The organism is Sporosarcina psychrophila (assembly GCF_001590685.1).
GTDB classification, from domain to species: domain Bacteria; phylum Bacillota; class Bacilli; order Bacillales_A; family Planococcaceae; genus Sporosarcina; species Sporosarcina psychrophila.
The window spans coordinates 4,625,129-4,642,767 of the sequence record NZ_CP014616.1 but is presented as its reverse complement, the minus strand read 5'-3'; the positions used below and the strand labels follow the sequence as shown (position 1 = coordinate 4,642,767).

Annotated in this window: 21 protein-coding genes; 20 read left to right on the top strand and 1 reads right to left on the bottom strand. The window is 42.3% G+C overall.

All coding sequences use genetic code 11. The features are described 5' to 3' along the window. Positions 1-2: 2 nt before the first annotated feature. The 4 genes from yabA to rsmI all read left to right on the top strand — a co-directional run bounded on the left by yabA (position 3) and on the right by rsmI (position 2,436). Positions 3-374, top strand: coding sequence for a DNA replication initiation control protein YabA (yabA, locus tag AZE41_RS21820; RefSeq protein WP_067213761.1), 372 nt, complete (start codon positions 3-5; stop codon positions 372-374). 182 nt (positions 375-556) lie between these two features. Then, positions 557-1,309: a tRNA1(Val) (adenine(37)-N6)-methyltransferase gene (locus AZE41_RS21815; RefSeq protein WP_067213760.1), complete on the top strand. Its 753-nt coding sequence runs from the start codon at positions 557-559 to the stop codon at positions 1,307-1,309. Next, complete coding sequence (locus AZE41_RS21810) at positions 1,293-1,580, top strand: GIY-YIG nuclease family protein (RefSeq protein WP_067213759.1); 288 nt, start codon at positions 1,293-1,295, stop codon at positions 1,578-1,580. Before AZE41_RS21815 ends, AZE41_RS21810 begins: the two co-directional genes overlap by 17 nt. Beyond that, a complete protein-coding gene (gene rsmI, locus AZE41_RS21805; protein WP_067213758.1) occupies positions 1,558-2,436 on the top strand; it encodes a 16S rRNA (cytidine(1402)-2'-O)-methyltransferase in 879 nt (292 codons plus the stop codon). Before AZE41_RS21810 ends, rsmI begins: the two co-directional genes overlap by 23 nt. 146 nt (positions 2,437-2,582) lie before the next feature. Here the strand turns inward: rsmI and AZE41_RS21800 are convergent, their stop codons facing one another. Then, the gene (locus tag AZE41_RS21800; protein WP_067213757.1) at positions 2,583-2,861 is read right to left on the bottom strand and encodes a transition state genes transcriptional regulator AbrB; all 279 of its coding nucleotides are present in this window, start codon (positions 2,859-2,861) and stop codon (positions 2,583-2,585) included. A 279-nt stretch (positions 2,862-3,140) separates the two neighbouring features. On the opposite strand from AZE41_RS21800, the gene metG reads away from it, so the two are divergent. The 16 genes from metG (at position 3,141) to AZE41_RS21720 (ending at position 17,348) form a co-directional block, all read left to right on the top strand. After that, on the top strand, positions 3,141-5,114 hold the full coding sequence (metG, locus tag AZE41_RS21795; RefSeq protein WP_067213756.1) for a methionine--tRNA ligase: 1,974 nt from the start codon (positions 3,141-3,143) through the stop codon (positions 5,112-5,114). Positions 5,115-5,364: 250 nt separating this feature from the next. Next, complete coding sequence (locus tag AZE41_RS21790; protein ID WP_067213755.1) at positions 5,365-6,132, top strand: TatD family hydrolase; 768 nt, start codon at positions 5,365-5,367, stop codon at positions 6,130-6,132. A gap of 135 nt (positions 6,133-6,267) precedes the next feature. Continuing rightward, positions 6,268-7,497, top strand: a complete 1,230-nt coding sequence (locus AZE41_RS21785) for a resuscitation-promoting factor (RefSeq protein WP_067213754.1) — start codon at positions 6,268-6,270, stop codon at positions 7,495-7,497. A gap of 197 nt (positions 7,498-7,694) precedes the next feature. Next, positions 7,695-8,261, top strand: a complete 567-nt coding sequence (gene rnmV / locus AZE41_RS21780; RefSeq protein WP_067214112.1) for a ribonuclease M5 — start codon at positions 7,695-7,697, stop codon at positions 8,259-8,261. Next, a complete protein-coding gene (gene rsmA / locus AZE41_RS21775; protein WP_067213753.1) occupies positions 8,254-9,150 on the top strand; it encodes a 16S rRNA (adenine(1518)-N(6)/adenine(1519)-N(6))-dimethyltransferase RsmA in 897 nt (298 codons plus the stop codon). The genes rnmV and rsmA overlap by 8 nt, the downstream gene beginning before the upstream one ends. A gap of 142 nt (positions 9,151-9,292) precedes the next feature. Next, positions 9,293-9,559 carry a biofilm formation stimulator Veg gene (gene veg / locus AZE41_RS21770; protein WP_067213752.1) on the top strand — a complete coding sequence of 89 codons (267 nt, stop codon included), beginning with the start codon at positions 9,293-9,295 and terminating at the stop codon, positions 9,557-9,559. A gap of 131 nt (positions 9,560-9,690) precedes the next feature. Further along, a complete protein-coding gene (locus AZE41_RS21765) occupies positions 9,691-9,867 on the top strand; it encodes a small, acid-soluble spore protein, alpha/beta type (RefSeq protein WP_067213751.1) in 177 nt (58 codons plus the stop codon). A gap of 300 nt (positions 9,868-10,167) precedes the next feature. Next, positions 10,168-11,034: a 4-(cytidine 5'-diphospho)-2-C-methyl-D-erythritol kinase gene (gene ispE, locus AZE41_RS21760; protein WP_067213750.1), complete on the top strand. Its 867-nt coding sequence runs from the start codon at positions 10,168-10,170 to the stop codon at positions 11,032-11,034. A 55-nt stretch (positions 11,035-11,089) separates the two neighbouring features. Beyond that, positions 11,090-11,917: a pur operon repressor gene (gene purR, locus AZE41_RS21755; protein WP_067213749.1), complete on the top strand. Its 828-nt coding sequence runs from the start codon at positions 11,090-11,092 to the stop codon at positions 11,915-11,917. Between the two features lies 1 nt (position 11,918). Next, complete coding sequence (locus AZE41_RS21750; protein ID WP_067213748.1) at positions 11,919-12,296, top strand: RidA family protein; 378 nt, start codon at positions 11,919-11,921, stop codon at positions 12,294-12,296. Positions 12,297-12,445: 149 nt separating this feature from the next. Further along, positions 12,446-12,730, top strand: a complete 285-nt coding sequence (gene spoVG, locus AZE41_RS21745; protein WP_067213747.1) for a septation regulator SpoVG — start codon at positions 12,446-12,448, stop codon at positions 12,728-12,730. Between the two features lie 395 nt (positions 12,731-13,125). Then, on the top strand, positions 13,126-14,496 hold the full coding sequence (gene glmU / locus AZE41_RS21740) for a bifunctional UDP-N-acetylglucosamine diphosphorylase/glucosamine-1-phosphate N-acetyltransferase GlmU (RefSeq protein WP_067213746.1): 1,371 nt from the start codon (positions 13,126-13,128) through the stop codon (positions 14,494-14,496). Between the two features lie 14 nt (positions 14,497-14,510). Further along, entirely contained in the window at positions 14,511-15,470 is a 960-nt protein-coding gene (locus AZE41_RS21735) for a ribose-phosphate diphosphokinase (protein ID WP_067213745.1), read from the top strand. Positions 15,471-15,554: 84 nt separating this feature from the next. Further along, positions 15,555-16,187, top strand: a complete 633-nt coding sequence (locus AZE41_RS21730; protein WP_067213744.1) for a 50S ribosomal protein L25/general stress protein Ctc — start codon at positions 15,555-15,557, stop codon at positions 16,185-16,187. 312 nt (positions 16,188-16,499) lie between these two features. Continuing rightward, positions 16,500-17,063, top strand: a complete 564-nt coding sequence (gene pth, locus AZE41_RS21725) for an aminoacyl-tRNA hydrolase (protein ID WP_067213743.1) — start codon at positions 16,500-16,502, stop codon at positions 17,061-17,063. Positions 17,064-17,117: 54 nt separating this feature from the next. Further along, complete coding sequence (locus AZE41_RS21720) at positions 17,118-17,348, top strand: anti-sigma-F factor Fin (RefSeq protein ID WP_067213742.1); 231 nt, start codon at positions 17,118-17,120, stop codon at positions 17,346-17,348. The last annotated feature ends 291 nt before the right edge of the window (positions 17,349-17,639 follow it).

The window sequence follows — 17,639 nt, the reverse complement described above, 5'->3', positions numbered from 1 at the left end:
AGTTGAAAGAAAAGAGTTTTCTGGATAGGGTTATGGAATTCGAGCAAGAACTCGAATCTATGCAAAAGCAATTCCGCGAATTGATTGGATTCGTCGCGCAGATGACGGAAGAGAACCATTCGCTTCAACTCGAAAACCATCATTTGCGCAAGCGGCTTGAAGAAATGGACAAACAAATTGATGAAGAAGTACAGACAATCAACACAAGGCAACATCGGAAAAAAACGAATAAAATAGACGTTGGAGAAGGCGTTGATAATTTAGCGCGCCTATATAATGAAGGATTTCACGTCTGCAATGTCCATTACGGTGGTATTCGTAAAGGGGAAGATTGTCTGTTCTGCCTCTCTTTCTTAAATAAACAAAACGTGTAAAATGAGCCGATCCTATTGCAACGTAGGCATCGGCTTTTCTTTTATTGTGGGCCCACAGGGGGTGGGTCATGCATCGGAGAGGGATTGAACTACACCCCTCTTTGTTGCCGCAGGACGCGGCGTACTTAGGATGTGTTCCTTAATTCGGCGCTTCACGCATTTTTATTATGGAGGAAAATATTATGGATGAAATTTTACAAGATGATGAACGACTCGATTATTTATTAGCGGAAGATTTGCGGATTATTCAAAGTCCGTCTGTATTTTCTTTTTCTTTGGATGCAGTACTACTTGCAAGATTTGCCTATGTCCCGCTACAACAAACTGGAAAAATTGTAGATATATGTGCAGGTAACGGAGCGATTCCGTTGTTTTTAAGCGCCAGAACGAACGCTACTATTACTGCTGTTGAATTACAGGAGCGGCTTGCAAATATGGCGGTAAGAAGTGTCCGGTATAATGGGCTGGAAAGCAGGATTCGCATCCTTAATGATGATGTCATTGGCATTGCGGCAAAAATCGGCTATGAGAAATACGATACAGTAACATGTAACCCTCCCTACTTCCCAGCGCATGAGGCAAGCGAAAAGAACTTATCGGAGCATCTGGCAATTGCCAGGCATGAAATCTATCTAACGCTTGAACAGGCTATCCAGTCGGCAAGCGAATTGTTAAAGCAGGGGGGAAAGGCGGCGTTTGTCCACCGTCCAGGACGTTTACTCGACATTGTCACTGCAATGCGTGCAAATCGACTTGAGCCTAAACGAATTCAGTTTATTTATCCGAAAGAAGGTAAAGAAGCAAATACATTGCTAATTGAGGCGATTAAAGACGGTAAGCCAGATTTGAAAGTATTACCGCCTCTCTATGTGTATGGTGCTGATAATGAATATACGGAAGAAGTGAGGCTCCTCCTTTATGGACAAAATGGGTGATCACTTATTTTATGTATTAGAATGCAAGGATGGGTCCTATTATGCCGGTTATACGAATGATTTGGAAAAGCGTGTTCGTGTACATAATGAAGGGAAGGGCGCTAAATATACACGCGCAAAACGACCTGTACAATGTATTTACCATGAGAACTTCGAAACAAAACGTGAAGCTATGCAGGCAGAGTATCAATTTAAACAACTGAAGAGGAATGCGAAAGAGATCTATATTAGAAAGAGGCGAAACGTAAATGAAGTCACAGAAAAGTGCTGAACCAGGCGGTGGAAAACTGTTTTTAGTCGGAACACCAATCGGTAATCTTGAAGATATGACATACCGAGCGATTCGTATCTTGAAAGAGGTTGATATGATAGCGGCAGAGGATACGCGAAATACAATCAGGTTATGTAACCATTTTGAAATTAAGACACCGCTAACAAGTTACCATGAACATAATATTGAAGTTGGTGGCGAAAAGATTTTGGCCATGCTTGCCGATGGAAAGACGGTTGCACTCGTGAGTGATGCGGGTATGCCATGCATTTCTGATCCGGGGGCAGACATTGTAGCCAAGGCAATTATTGCAGGGTACGACGTAGTTCCTGTTCCAGGTGCGAATGCAGCAATCAGCGCGCTAGTTGCTTCAGGGTTAGTACCGCAACCTTTTATGTTCTTTGGTTTCTTATCACGTCAGAAGAAGGCCAGGAACATTCAATTAGACGATTTAAAACAACGAGAAGAGACGGTTATTTTATATGAGGCACCTCACAGGCTAAAGGAGACTTTACGCGCGTTACAGACGAGCTTCGGTGGGACACGCTCTGTTGTCCTGGCAAGGGAATTGACAAAACGTTTTGAGGAATTTCTTCGTGGTACGCTTGAAGAAGCTGTTTTATGGGCAGAATCAAATGAAATACGTGGCGAGTTCTGTATTGTAATCGAAGGCAGTGACGGAGTTATTGTAGAAGAGCAACAGGAGTGGTGGAACGACTTAGAAATTCGTGATCATGTGACAGAATTGATGGAAAGAAAAGGTCTTCGTTCAAAAGAGGCAATCCGAGAAGTAGCAAATGACCGTGGATTAAGCCGTCGCGATGTTTATAAAGAATTTCATGTCGAAGATGAATGACAGACAGTAGTACATAAGAAATGCGCTGTAGTCTGGACGTGAATTTTTTATGTTGCAATGTATTCATAGTATGAGGTGTCATAGTATCCTAAGCAACGAAAAAAAATCCAGAACGGTTAACCGATCCGGACAATACTATTATTGATTTACTTTTTTAAGCTATCTTCAATTTCCTTGATGAGTTGTTTTGCGCCTTCTGGGCTCAAAATTAACTTGCCATCGATAAGACTTAAATTGTCGTCAGACACATCGCCCGTAATCGAGCATGTCATATTCGGCATATATTTCTTCAAGATGATTTTATCTTCATCAACGTAAATTTCCAAAGCGTCTTTTTGTGCAATACCAAGTGTACGGCGTAATTCAATTGGAATTACTACACGTCCAAGTTCATCGACTTTTCTTACAATACCAGTTGATTTCATGAGTTTAACTCCTTTCGATACATTTAGTTTCGTCAAAATTCGACAAAATTCTCTTAACAACTTTTATCATACCAAGTCTTCCAATTAACGTCAATACTAGGCGCTTAAAACTATGAGAAAAATAGTAGTTATTTAAAAAAATGCGCTATTTTTCGACAAAAATAGACTAATAGACACGGAAATAACAATGACGTTAGCTGTTGTCGAGGAATTTCATTGTATCGCCAGTACGCTTTAGATAGAATAGATAGTACATACTTATACACTGGAGGAATATTCGTGGCTGATCAGAAAAAGACTTTCTATATTACTACACCTATTTATTATCCAAGCGGGAATTTCCATATTGGTACCGCATATACCACTGTCGCTTCAGACGCGATGGCTCGTTACAAACGACTGCGCGGGTATGATGTTCGGTTCCTGACTGGAATGGATGAGCACGGTCAAAAGATACAGGAAAAAGCGCAAGAGGCCGGACTGCCACCGCAGGAGTTTGTCGATGGTATCGCAGAGACAGCGAAAAAGGTCTGGAATACAATGGACATTTCATATGACGACTTCATCCGTACGACGGAAGAGCGCCATAAAGTGATTGTCGAAAAGATTTTTAAAACATTCCTTGATAACGGCGATATTTATAAAGGGGAGTACGAAGGATGGTATTGCCTACCTTGTGAAACATACTTTACGGAAGGGCAGCTTGAAAATGGCAACTGTCCTGATTGTGGACGACCTGTCAAAAAAGTGAAGGAAGAATCATACTTCTTCAATATGAAGAAGTATGCTGGAAGACTGTTGAAGTTTTACGAAGATAATCCGAAGTTTATCGAACCGGAATCGCGTAAAAACGAAATGATTAATAACTTTATCAAACCGGGGCTTGAAGACTTATCTGTTTCTCGTATGTCGTTTGATTGGGGCATAAAAGTTCCTGGGGATCTGAAGCATGTCATTTATGTATGGGTCGATGCGTTGACGAACTACATCACAGCGCTTGGCTATCAGTCAGATGACGATTCGTTATTCAAAAAGTATTGGCCGGCGGATGTCCATGTTGTTGGAAAAGATATTGTTCGTTTCCATACAATTTATTGGCCGATTTTCTTAATGGCACTCGATTTACCGTTGCCGAAGAAAGTTTTTGCGCATGGTTTCATCATGATGAAAGATGGAAAAATGTCGAAATCTAAAGGCAATGTCGTCTATCCGGAAATGCTTGTTGAGCGCTACGGACTCGATGCGACACGTTATTTCCTTCTTCGTGAATTGCCGTTTGGGCAAGATGGTGTATTCTCACCCGAATCCTTTGTGGAGCGGACGAATTATGACCTTGCAAATGACCTCGGAAATTTATTGAACCGATCAATTTCGATGATCAATAAATATTTCGACGGAGAGATTCCGACACAAGGCCTTGTCGCAACAGATTTCGATGACAGCTTGACGAATTTCATGACGACTACAGTCGGGAAATACGAAGCATCAATGGAGAACATGCAGTTTAGCGCTGTCCTTGGCGATTTGTGGGCTCTTATATCGCGGACCAACAAATACATCGACGAGACGTCTCCATGGGTGTTAGCGAAGGATGAGGCGGATAAAGGGAAACTAGCGTCTGTTATGATGCATCTTGCGACATCACTCCGTCACATTGCTGTATTATTGCAACCGTTTATGACGGAAGCGCCTAAACAGATTATGACGCAACTGGGTCTGGATGAAAAACTGCTTGCTTGGGATACGCTGGGGAATTTCAACGCGATTCCGACAGGCACAAAAGTCGTAGAAAAGGGTGTACCAATCTTCCCGCGCCTGGATGCGGATGTTGAAGTCGTTTATATCCGTGATCAGATGGCGATTACTGCACCGGCTGAGAATGCGCCTGCCGAGCAACCTGCAAAAGTGGAAGTTGAAGAGCCGGTAGTGACGGAGATTTCAATCGATGATTTCCTGAATGTCGATTTACGCGTTGCGACAGTAACTGCATGTGAAAGAATTCCGAAAGCAGATAAATTGCTGAAGCTCCAACTAGATATGGGTTATGAGCAACGACAAGTTGTATCGGGCATCGCAGAACATTACGAACCTGAGGCACTAGTCGGGCAGAAAGTAATTGTTGTTGCCAACTTGAAACCTGTAAAATTACGTGGAGAGCTATCCCAAGGTATGATTTTGGCTGGGAAATCAGATGGTATTTTGAAACTTGCCACAGTCGATCAGTCACTTGAAAATGGTGCACAAGTTAAATAAGAATAGAAACGGCGTCCCTTATGGAAACGCCGTTTTTCTTTTTTTGAGTATATTATCAATTTGTAAACTATTTGAGTTGAACAAATGAATACCTATATAAACTGAGCGAAGGCGCCTTACAAGGGGTAGCCGAAGCCCTAAGACTGGCGGGCGAAGCTGCTTGGCTTAGGGTGGGAGGCATCCCCTAGCGCCGTAGCGAATAAGAAGGAAATCCGTTCGATTAAAATAAAACAATTGTGAGGCGAAAGTAATGTATATAGATACACACGTTCATTTAAATGCAGATCAGTATGAAGAAGATATAGATGAAGTGATTCAACGTGCCCAAGAAGCCGGTGTTGACAAGATGGTGGTCGTTGGATTTGATCGCAAGACGATTTTGAAGGCAATGGAACTGACTGAACAGCACGCTTTCATTTACGCCGTTGTCGGTTGGCATCCTGTAGATGCAATCGACTGCACAGAAAAAGACTTGGAATGGATTGAATCACTCGCCGCGCACCCTAAAGTTGTTGGTATAGGGGAAACAGGACTGGATTATCATTGGGATAAATCACCGCGAGATGTGCAACAGGAAGTGTTCAGAAAACAAATTCAGCTTGCCCAGAAAGTAAAACTGCCAATTATTATCCATAACCGAGATGCAACGGCGGATGTCGTTCGTATCTTGAAAGAAGAGGGAGCAGAAAAAACGGGCGGAATTATGCATTGTTTTGGTGGAAGTGTCGAGACTGCAAATGACTGCATAAAAATGAATTTCATGATTTCATTGGGAGGACCAGTTACATTTAAAAATGCAAAGGCGCCAAAACAAGTTGCAACGGAAATTTCGCTTGATCATTTATTAATCGAAACAGATGCGCCTTATCTCGCACCTCATCCGTACCGTGGAAAAAGGAATGAACCGGCATGGGTGACGCTTGTTGCGGAAGAAATAGCGAGACTTAAAGGTCTCCCTGTTGAAGAAGTGGCAAAAAGAACGACCGCAAACGCTTTGAAAGTATTTAACATAACATGAATAAGATGGTAGGAAGTTTTCCGTGCTTTTTATATGAAGGGCTTCCTAAATTTGTTATTCACCAAATTCATACGGGTTGACATGCCGAAGAGTACCCTTTATAATCAGCCGAGTGATGAAGGAGGAGTTTTTTTCATGTCAAAAAGTACCATGAAAAACCTGTTCTATAAGTCATTGAGGAGTAAAAAAGTAGCGATTACCGTAGTTTCGCTAACGCTATTTGTTACTGTTATTTCACTTGTTCTCTTTGAGGGAACAAAAAAATCGATCACGTTGGACGTGGACGGTAAAGAACTTAACATTAAAACGCACGCACATACAGTTGGTAAACTTCTCTCCGAACAGGAAATTGAAGTTGCCAAACACGATCTAGTAATACCCTCAGTGAATACACCTATCGAGGATGGTCTATCGATTAGGTGGGAACAGTCGCAACAAGTTGTAATAAATGTCGATCAGGATACCAAATCCATATGGACGACTAATCATAAGGTGGAAGAGATACTTGCTGAAGCAGATATCGAAATTACCGAATATGATGTTGTAAACCCAGTGCTAGATGAACAGCTAGGGAAAGAAAATAGCATTACCGTCCAAAAAGCGTTTGAAGTAACGTTGAATGACGGCGGAGAAGAAAAGAAGGTCCGGTCAACTTCGACTACGGTCGCTGACTTTTTAAAGAGAGAGAACATTCATTTGAATGATGACGATCGTCTGAATAGAAAGGCAGATGGGTATCTAAAGCCTGGCTCTATAGTGGCAGTCGTACGAGTGGAAAAAGTCACCGATGTAGTGGAAGAACCGGCGAACTTTGCAGTTGAAACACGCAACGATCCATCTTTACTGAAAGGGCGCGAAAAAATCGTCCAAGCGGGAAAAAAAGGAACGGTTTCACGGAAGTTTGAAATTGTGAAAGAAAACGGGAAGGAAATTTCCCGTAAGCTTCTAGAAGAGAAGTCAATTAAAAAACCACAAACGAAGATCGTTTCCATAGGCTCGCAAGTGATGGTCGCAAGTGCATCAGCTGGGATGTCTAATTCAAAAAATGTATCGCGTAACGATTCATCCGCGGAAGGTGGGGAGTTCTACGTAACCGCTACGGCCTATACGGCGCATTGTAATGGTTGTTCTGGAATTACACGAACAGGCATTAATTTACGTGCGAACCCTAATTTGAAAGTCATTGCAGTCGACCCAAGCGTTATCCCGCTCGGTTCTAAAGTGTGGGTTGAAGGATACGGCTATGCCGTTGCAGGGGATACAGGCGGTGCAATCAAAGGCAAGAAGATTGATCTGCACGTAGCAACGAAAGGCGATGCTTATAAATTCGGCAGACGCCAAGTGAAAATTAAAATCATCGATTGATATATACATCCGCAGGACTGATATTAGTCCCGCGGATTATTGTGTTATAGCTATCTTCTGCTGAAGGAAGTTAAACCTCTGGGGGATATTATAAATTTTCAATTACGCCGAGGCGTAATTGATCGCCTGCCCATCTGTACATCCGCTTGCCGTCAGAGTAGAATTAGGGAAAGAATGCAATGGGAATGAGGATTTTTGTGAACATTAAAGAAATTATTGTTGTTGAAGGCAAGTCTGATACAGTAGCCGTGAAACGGGCAGCAGGTGCGGATACGATTGAAACGAACGGTTCTGCAATCGACGAGTTAACACTCACGCGTATTCGGCATGCTCAGGAAACGCGAGGCGTCATCGTATTCACGGATCCCGACTTTCCTGGCAGAAGAATCCGCGCCATCATTGAAGAGCGTATTCCAGGTGTTAAACATGCTTTTCTTGAAAAGAAGCTGACGATTGCCAAAAATGGATCGGGGCTAGGTATTGAGCATGCACATGATGAGCATATACGGGCTGCGCTAAGTGCGGTTTACACCGTGGACGACCAGCCTGCTGTTGATATACCACTAGCAGATTTGATGACGGCTAGGCTTATCGGACATCCTGATGCAAAAAGGCGCCGTGAGCGCTTAAGTGAGCTGTTGCAAATCGGTCAAGTGAATGGCAAAGGATTAAAGAAGCGGTTGGAAATGTTCCGAATTGGTTATGATCGATTGGGAGAAGTATTAAAGGTTCTAGACGAGGAGGAAACGGAAAATAATGAATAAAGATATTGCGACTCCGGTCAGGACGAAAGAGATTCTCGCTAAATACGGTTTTTCGCTCAAAAAAAGTTTAGGTCAAAACTTCTTGATTGACCCCAATATTTTACGCAATATCGTTTCGCACGCAGGCTTGTCCGAAAAAACAGGTGTTATTGAAATCGGACCCGGTATTGGTGCATTGACAGAACATCTTGCAAGAAGCGCAGGAAAAGTCGTCGCTTTTGAAATTGACGGACGCCTCCTTCCTGTATTGGAAGATACCCTGTCGCCTTACGACAACGTGACAATCGTTCATCAGGACATACTGGAAGCTGACCTTCTACAAGTAATGCAGGATCACTTCGCGGATTATGAGGATGTTGTAGTTGTTGCAAACTTGCCTTATTATGTGACAACGCCAATTATCATGAAATTCTTACTTGGTAAAGTTCCAGTATCAGGTATGGTAGTTATGATGCAGAAAGAAGTAGCAGATCGCATTACCGCCGTTCCAGGGACAAAAGCATACGGTTCTCTATCCATAGCTATTCAGTACTATATGGATGCGGAAGTGGCTATGATTGTACCGAAGACGGTATTCATGCCGCAACCGAATGTTGAATCGGCTGTTCTACGTTTGACAAGAAAAGAAACGGCGCCAGCAAAAGTAATCGATGAAGACTTTATGTTTGTAGTTTCTAGAGGTTCATTCGTCCAACGCCGGAAGACGATCTTGAACAACCTACAATCGTCACTTCCTAATGGCAAGTTGAAGAAAGAATTAATATTGAAAGCTTTCGAACAAATTGGCATGGACCCTGGCCGACGTGGAGAAACACTGACAATAGAAGAGTTTGCAAACTTGTCGAATGCCTTGTATGAGGACTTCTTTGAGGAGAAGAAAAAACGATAGAGTTAGAAAGTTTTTATTAGAAAAATACCCTTTTTTCTAATAAAAAGATTGACAAAGTAGACAAGCAATTGTTAAAATGAAGATTTTAATTGACAGAAACTTTTAAAAGTGTTATGCTTATACTTAGTGAGGTGTAAGCGACGTGCCAAAAACATTAGCGGACATTAAGAAGTCATTGGATTCTCATCTGGGAAAACGTTTGCACTTAAAAGCAAACGGTGGTCGGAAGAAGACAATCGAGAGAGCTGGAGTGCTGCGAGAAACATATCGTGCAGTATTCGTAGTTGAACTTGACCAGGACGAAAATGCATTTGAAAGAGTATCTTACAGCTACGCAGACATTTTAACCGAAGCGGTTGAAATAACAATTCTTGAAGGTGCAGATCCTACTGCATTCATTATCAAATAATTACAGTCTTAATGATTTAATTCATTTTTAAACAACACCTGTGCAAGCATTCTGAAATGGATGTCTTGTGCGGGTGTTTTTTCTTTCGTTTGGTTCATACTACATTTGTCAGCCAAAAGGAGGGAAACCGAATGGCGAAAAAACGTGGCATTATGTCTGAAGGCTTGAAGGTAGAAATTGCGAAAGAGCTTGGATTTTATGATGTTGTGGAGCGAGAAGGTTGGGGCGGCATCAAATCACGCGACGCGGGCAATATGGTAAAGCGAGCAATTGAAATGGCCGAACGAGGAGTAGCACAAAAGAAATAACGCTATGAATTACCCATTATCCAACTAACAGGCTGACAAAAGAAGAGCTGAATCCGGGGCATCAAGATATCCGGTCAGCTCTTCTTTTTAGTGCTTGGGAAGTTGTGCGATATAGATAGGATTGGTCGTCCGTTGTTTATGATTGGTAGGTATGATTATATGGTCGGTTGTGTTTCCACATTTGTTCTGAAACCGAGGCTTTCAAAAATCAATTATCCTATTATTATCATTTCACAGCGCAAATATTTCACCCTATGCTAAAATAGGGGGATACAGACTAGCTGGAATGGAGGGAGCCGGATGCTTTATGAAAAGGCACCAGCAAAAATCAATTTAACACTCGATGTATTACATAAGCGACCGGATAATTTTCATGAAGTCGAAATGATTATGACTACGGTTGATTTAGCAGACAGAATCTGGCTTCGTCCGACAGATAACGGGAAAATCATCATCAAGGCATCAGAACGACATGTACCCAATGATCGAAAGAACTTGGCTTATCAAGCTGCTGAATTGTTACAAATTGAATGTGGTATTACAAACGGTGTTGAGATTACGCTAGAAAAAAGTATTCCTGTTGCTGCAGGGCTCGCGGGCGGAAGTTCGGATGCTGCTGCTACACTACGGGGATTGAATAGGCTATGGAATTTAAAGTTGAGTGTTGAAGAACTCGCGAGGCTTGGGGCACGGATTGGTTCGGATGTTTCATTTTGCGTACATGGCGGTACAGCACTTGCGACGGGGCGCGGAGAATTAATTGAAATCCTACCTCCCCCACCAAACTGTTGGGTCATTCTCGCGAAACCAGCCATTTCGGTTTCGACAGGAGATATATACGGAAAGCTGAATTTATCTGCGATTGATCATATCGATACGGTTCGAATGATTGAAGCATTAAGGGCGGGAGATTACGACAAAATGTGCAACTCAGTCGGAAATGTCCTAGAAACCGTCACAATGGATCTGTATCCACAAGTCGTTGTTCTGAAAGAGCAGATGAAGAGATTTGGTGCAGATGCAGTTTTAATGAGTGGTAGCGGCCCGACGGTTTTCGGTCTCGTTAAACATGAATCCAGGGTACCGAGAATTTATAACGGGCTAAAAGGGTTCTGTCCAGAAGTATATGCGGTTAGAATGGTCGGTGGACATACAATTCTTGATTAAATACGTACGATTGTGGTAATGTACATTAAAATATTCGGGTTTAGGAGATGGTACTATGAAGTGGAAAAGGAGCGAGCGGCTTGTAGATATGACTAGCCAATTGTTAGAATCTCCACATGAACTTATTCCACTGACCTTCTTCTCCGAACGTTACCAAGCGGCTAAATCCTCGATTAGTGAGGATTTGACGATTGTAAAAGAAACGTTTGAGGAAAAAGGCACAGGAAAACTGGTGACGGTTTCCGGAGCAGCGGGAGGAGTGAAGTTCATCCCGAAGATGGTAGAATCCGACGTTCGTGAAGTGATGTCGCTTCTAATGGAGAAACTTGGGCATTCAGATCGATTGCTGCCAGGCGGTTATTTATTCATGACGGATCTTCTTGGCAATCCGCGCATTATGGATCGTGTGGGTAAAGTATTTGCTTCAGCGTACGCGGAGACAGACATTGATGTGATTATGACGGTAGCGACGAAGGGTATTCCGATTGCTCATGCAATTGCGCGTCACCTGAATGTCCCAGTCGTTGTCGTTCGCCGTGATAGCAAGGTGACCGAGGGACCAACTGTGAGCATTAATTATGTATCTGGTTCAACCAGACGTATTCAAACAATGGTATTATCGAAAAGAAGCATGCAAAGCGGACGCAAAGTCCTCATTACAGACGATTTCATGAAAGCAGGCGGTACGATGCTTGGGATGAAGAGTCTTCTGGAGGAATTTGGTTGCGAACTGGCAGGTATAGCTGTTCTAGTAGAATCCGATCATGCTGAAGAGGTTCTCGTCGATAACTACTTATCTCTTGTTAAGCTTCATGCAGTAAATGAAAAGAATGGGACCATCGAGTTAGAAGAAGGAAACTATTTTGCGGAAGGTGGAAAATGATATGAATTATGTAGCGACAGAAAACGCACCACAGGCAATTGGACCTTATGCACAAGCGGTTAGTGTGAACGGAATGGTATATACATCCGGGCAAATTCCATTGACACCGGAAGGACTGCTTGTTGAGGGGACTATCGAAGATCAAACGCACCAAGTGTTCGCCAATTTAAAAGAAGTGCTGAAAGCAGCAGGTTCATCTTTGGATAAAGTAGTCAAAGCAACTGTTTTTATTAAAGATATGAATGAATTCGTTGCTGTCAATGACATTTACGCACAGCATTTTGGGTCTCATACACCTGCACGTTCAACTGTTGAAGTTGCTAGATTACCGAAAGACGTAAAAATTGAAATAGAGGTTATTGCTCTAGTAGCCAAATAACAGATACCCGCCCAAATATCACTTGGGGCGGGTTTTTTATTTCCGTGTCTTTCAAAATGTTTAAATAATTGTGTTTATAAAGAAGGGAAACGCTTACTTTTGTGGAATATAGTCGTCATGCACTGTAAAGACAAAAGGAGTGGTAAGAGATGGAAGTAACAGATGTGAGGTTACGGAAGATGGAAACTGATGGAAGGATGAGGGCAATTGCTTCGATTACAATTGACGATGAATTTGTCGTGCATGACATTCGGGTCATCGATGGAAATGAGGGATTGTTCGTAGCGATGCCGAGTAAACGAACGCCTGATGGAGAGTTTCGTGATGTAGCACATCCAATTAATACAAGTGCTCGAACCAAAATCCAAGATGCAGTAATGGCGGCATACCACCTTTCTGCAGAAGAAGCAGTATTTGAAGGCGCTGGTGCATGATGTGGCCCCTTCGTTTTTACCTATATTTATCGTGAAATAATATAGACAGCCTGTGGATAATTTACAATATAGAAGTTTCACGTCTAGGCTCCGGGCACAAAATGCTCGGAGACCTGCAGGATGTGGGTTCCGTAGAAGCGGGATTGAACTAAGATTCACTTTGGGCTAGATGATAAGGACAACTTAGGTTGTGTTCACTTGCAGGTTCCCTGCGCTTTTTTTATGGATTTTTTTGGCATTAAAAAGCTGAATAAAAAAGAGAAAATAATGATAAAAGATTGTAATCAACTTGTCAAGAGGTATGAGGTTGAAAATTAGCCCGTTTTCAGCTATAGTCAATAGTGAAAACATTCGAGGGGGATTCGCCTTCATCCCTCATTCATGGGGGCTATTAAATGACAAATACATATGCCGTTGTCCTGGCTGCAGGGCAAGGTACACGGATGAAGTCCGATTTATATAAAGTACTGCATCCCGTTTGTGGAAAACCGATGGTCGAACACGTAATTGATCATATACGCGGTCTTGGTATTGGTCGAATTGTTACGATTGTTGGACATGGTGCAGAAACGGTAGAAGAAACGCTTGGAGAGAAAAGTGAATATGCGCTACAGCAAGAGCAATTAGGCACGGCACACGCTGTTCAGCAGGCTGAGAGGCTTATTGGTGACTTGGATGGTACGACTATCGTTGTATGCGGAGATACGCCGCTCATTCGTTCTGAGACAATGGAGGAATTGATTGCGCATCATAAAACAACAGGAGCAAAAGCAACAATCTTGACGGTTAATGCGGATGATCCAACAGGATACGGGCGCATTATCAGGGGAGAGAGTGGCCAAGTCCTCCGAAATGTTGAACAGAAAGATGCAACTCCTGAAGAACAAAAAGTGACGGAAATCAATACAGGGACCTATTGCTTTGACAATCGGACACTTTTTGAAACGTTGAAAAAAGTGAAAAATAATAATACGCAAGGGGAATACTATCTCCCTGATGTTGTCGGTATTTTGCAATCTGAAAATGCACTCGTTTCAGCATACGTGACAGGGGATTTCAGTGAAACACTCGGTATCAATGACCGCGTAGTCTTGGCAGAAGCAGAGCGTGTCATGCGTAGACGTATAGCTGAAAAGCATATGCGGAATGGTGTAACAATTATCAACCCCGAAAGCACGTATATAAGCGCGGCAGCCGAAATTGGCCGTGATACAGTTCTTCAACCGGGCACAATGATTGAAGGTCATACCGTTATCGGCAATAAGTGTGTAATAGGACCAAATAGCCAGATTGTCGACAGTGTAATCGGTGATAATACAAATGTGCATTCATCTGTTGTACTATCTAGCAGAATTGGTTCAACTACGGCAATAGGACCGTTCGCACATATCCGCCCGGACTCTGATCTTGGCGACAGTGTGAAAATCGGTAACTTTGTGGAAGTGAAAAAGGCGACACTAGGTGAAGGTAGCAAAGTGTCACATTTAAGCTATATTGGTGACGCAAAAATTGGGTCGCATGTAAATGTAGGTTGTGGAACAATCACTGTTAACTACGATGGCAAGAACAAGCATCTTACAACAATTGAAGATAATGCATTTATTGGTTGTAATTCCAATTTAGTCGCTCCAGTTACAGTTGGAAAAGGTGCATATGTAGCAGCTGGATCGACAATTACTAAAAGTGTGCCAGAAAGTTCACTTGCAATTGCGCGTGCACGGCAGGAGAATAAAGAAGGATATGCAAACAAACTAAATCTCAGTTAAACAGGGGGAACATGATGGCTAATCACTATCCTAACGATAAACTTAAGATATTTTCTTTGAATTCGAACCAAACACTTGCGGTGCAAGTAGCGGAAAAAATCGGACGTCCACTTGGCAAATGCTCGGTCAAACAATTCAGTGACGGAGAAGTCCAAATCAATATCGAAGAAAGTATCCGTGGCTGCGATGTATTTGTCATCCAGTCGACATCGTACCCTGTCAATGAAAACTTGATGGAACTTCTTATTATGATTGACGCTTTGAAACGTGCGTCAGCACGCACAATCAATGTCGTTATGCCTTATTATGGCTATGCGCGCCAAGATCGTAAAGCACGTTCACGTGAACCGATTACAGCGAAACTTGTTGCAAATTTACTTGAAACAGCAGGAGCCCACCGTGTCATTGCAATCGATCTGCATGCACCACAAATCCAAGGTTTCTTCGATATCCCAATCGATCATCTTGTTGCTGAGCCAATCCTTACAGAATACTTTAAAGGAAAAGGCTTGAACATCGATGAGCTTGTTATTGTATCACCGGATCATGGCGGTGTAACGCGTGCGCGTAAGATGGCGGACCGCATGAAAGCACCTATTGCGATTATTGACAAACGTCGCCCACGCCCAAATGTTGCTGAAGTGATGAATATCGTTGGCAATGTTGAAGGGAAAACAGCAATCCTAATTGATGATATTATCGATACAGCAGGGACAATCACAATTGCGGCGAGCGCTTTAATCGAAAGTGGAGCAAAAGAAGTGTATGCTTGTTGTACACACCCAGTGTTGTCAGGTCCAGCAATCGAACGAATTGATAATTCGCAAATTAAAGAATTGGTTATTACAAATTCAATTGAGCTTCCGGCAACGAAAACATCCCCAAAAATCAAGCAACTTTCTATCGCTTCATTGCTTGCAGAAGCGATCGTGCGTGTGTTCGAAGAGAAATCTGTTAGTACATTGTTTGAGTAAATTTAATTTAGATGTTTCATGTCGCTTGTCATTGGGTATTTATTAGTTAACACAACTTTTTTTAAAGAAGGGTGATTAAATAAAATGAGTACAACTATACAATCAGAAGCGAGAGTACCATCAAAACAATCAGCACTAACTGGATTACGTAAAGAGGGCTATGTTCCAGCGGTCGTCTACGGTTATAAAACAGAAGCTACATCGATTTCAGTAAAAGAGCGAGACTTACTGAAAACATTACAAATAACGGGCCGTAATGGCGTTATTAAACTTAATATTGACGGGAAGGACCTTAATGTTGTCCTAAACGATTATCAATCTGACGTATTAAAAGGTGAAATTCGACATGCGGACTTCCTTGCTATCAATATGACAGAGGAGCTTGAAGTAGATGTTACTATACATCTTATTGGCGAATCTGTTGGCTTGAAAGAGGGAGGCGTACTTCAACAACCGAACCGTGAAGTGACCATCAAAGTGAAACCTTCGGATATTCCGGAGACATTTGATATCGACATTTCAAAACTTCAAATCGGCGAAACGATTACAGTAGCTGAAATTCGTGCGAATTCGAAATATGAGATTTTAAACGAAGATGATCATGCACTTGTTCTAATTTCATCACCACGTACAGCGGCGGAGATGGAAGAACTTGAAAGCGAAGCTTCTGAATCAGAAGAGCCAGAAGTAATTGGTGAGAAGAAAGAAGCGAAGTAATACAAACATGAGCGCACGGAAATCCGTGCGCTTCTTTTCTGTTTCATAGTTAAGTAATTATAGGTTTTTTAACTTGGAATAGTGTCTTAGCACTAGTCACAAGGCTTCTAAGATATAGCTATGCAGTCGTTTGCGACAGGAAGTCGCTCACTTAGACTGCCTTTTTTGCTCTCTTTAAGCCCATGGCATCTGTATCGTTTCCTTTCCTTGTGCTTTTCTCAAGGATAGGAAAGTATAACTTTATCTACATGAATCGGTGTCTAGACTCTAGCGCTTTTCTAAATCCTCTAGTGTAAAAGGAAGATGAAATCTATGAAAATGATAATAGGACTCGGAAATCCGGGTAAACAATATGAAAAAACACGCCATAATGTGGGGTTTCATGTCATTGACGAGCTTAGTACTCGTCTGCCAATCACTGCAGTACAATCGAAATTTGGTGGCATGTATACGGTTGTCCATCGTCCGGAAGGAAAAGTAATGCTTGTCAAGCCGCTTACTTATATGAACCTATCTGGTGAATGTGTTCGGCCATTGATGGATTACTTCGATATCGACGTAGAAGATATCGTTGTTCTGTATGATGATCTTGATATTGCTCCCGGAACAATTCGACTGCGTCAAAAAGGCAGTGCAGGTGGCCATAACGGCATGAAATCACTTATTGCTCATCTTGGTACGGACCAGTTCAATCGAATCCGAATCGGTGTTGGTCGTCCCATCGGTGGTATGAAAGTGGCTGATTACGTTCTAGCACCTTTCGGCAAAGATGAAAAACCATTAATTGAAGACATGGTGAAAAAAAGTGCATCCGCATGTGAAGCGTGGCTGGGCAAACCATTTAATGATGTCATGAACAACTTTAATGGTGTATAAGGAATAATAAAGCCGTCTTGCGCCTATACTTTGAGAAAAGGGGCGGAGACTAAAATGGCGATCCGTTATACTTGCCGGCATTGTGAGACTGAAATTGGCACACTTCCGTTTGAATCTGCGAAGGAGGCTATCCTTCTGCTGCACAAGATGGACGAAGAGGAAGTTGAGCATTTTCTGACGTATGAAAAAGACGGGGCATTGACGGTGCGATGCATCTGCGAACAGTGTGAGCAATCGCTTCAACGATTCCCGGACTACTATACACTTAACAAATGGCTTCAATAAGATGTACGCTTTGGCGCTAAATGCGTCCAAAGCTTTTTCTGTTTTTCTGTCTAAAGGTAGTTGTGTTGAACTATTAAATTATTTTGAATTGGCTGCGGCATAAGGGGATGTCTTAGGGCTTCGGTTACTTGATGTCCAGTTAATGAGATAATTTCCAGCAAAGGCGTCTACTGGGTTAGCCGAAGCAATAAGTCTGACGGTGATTTTCTATCCGGCTTATTGTGGGAGGCATCCCCTAGTGCCAAGCGCTGTTGGTAGGATTCTTTATTACCACATATATAGATAATTATT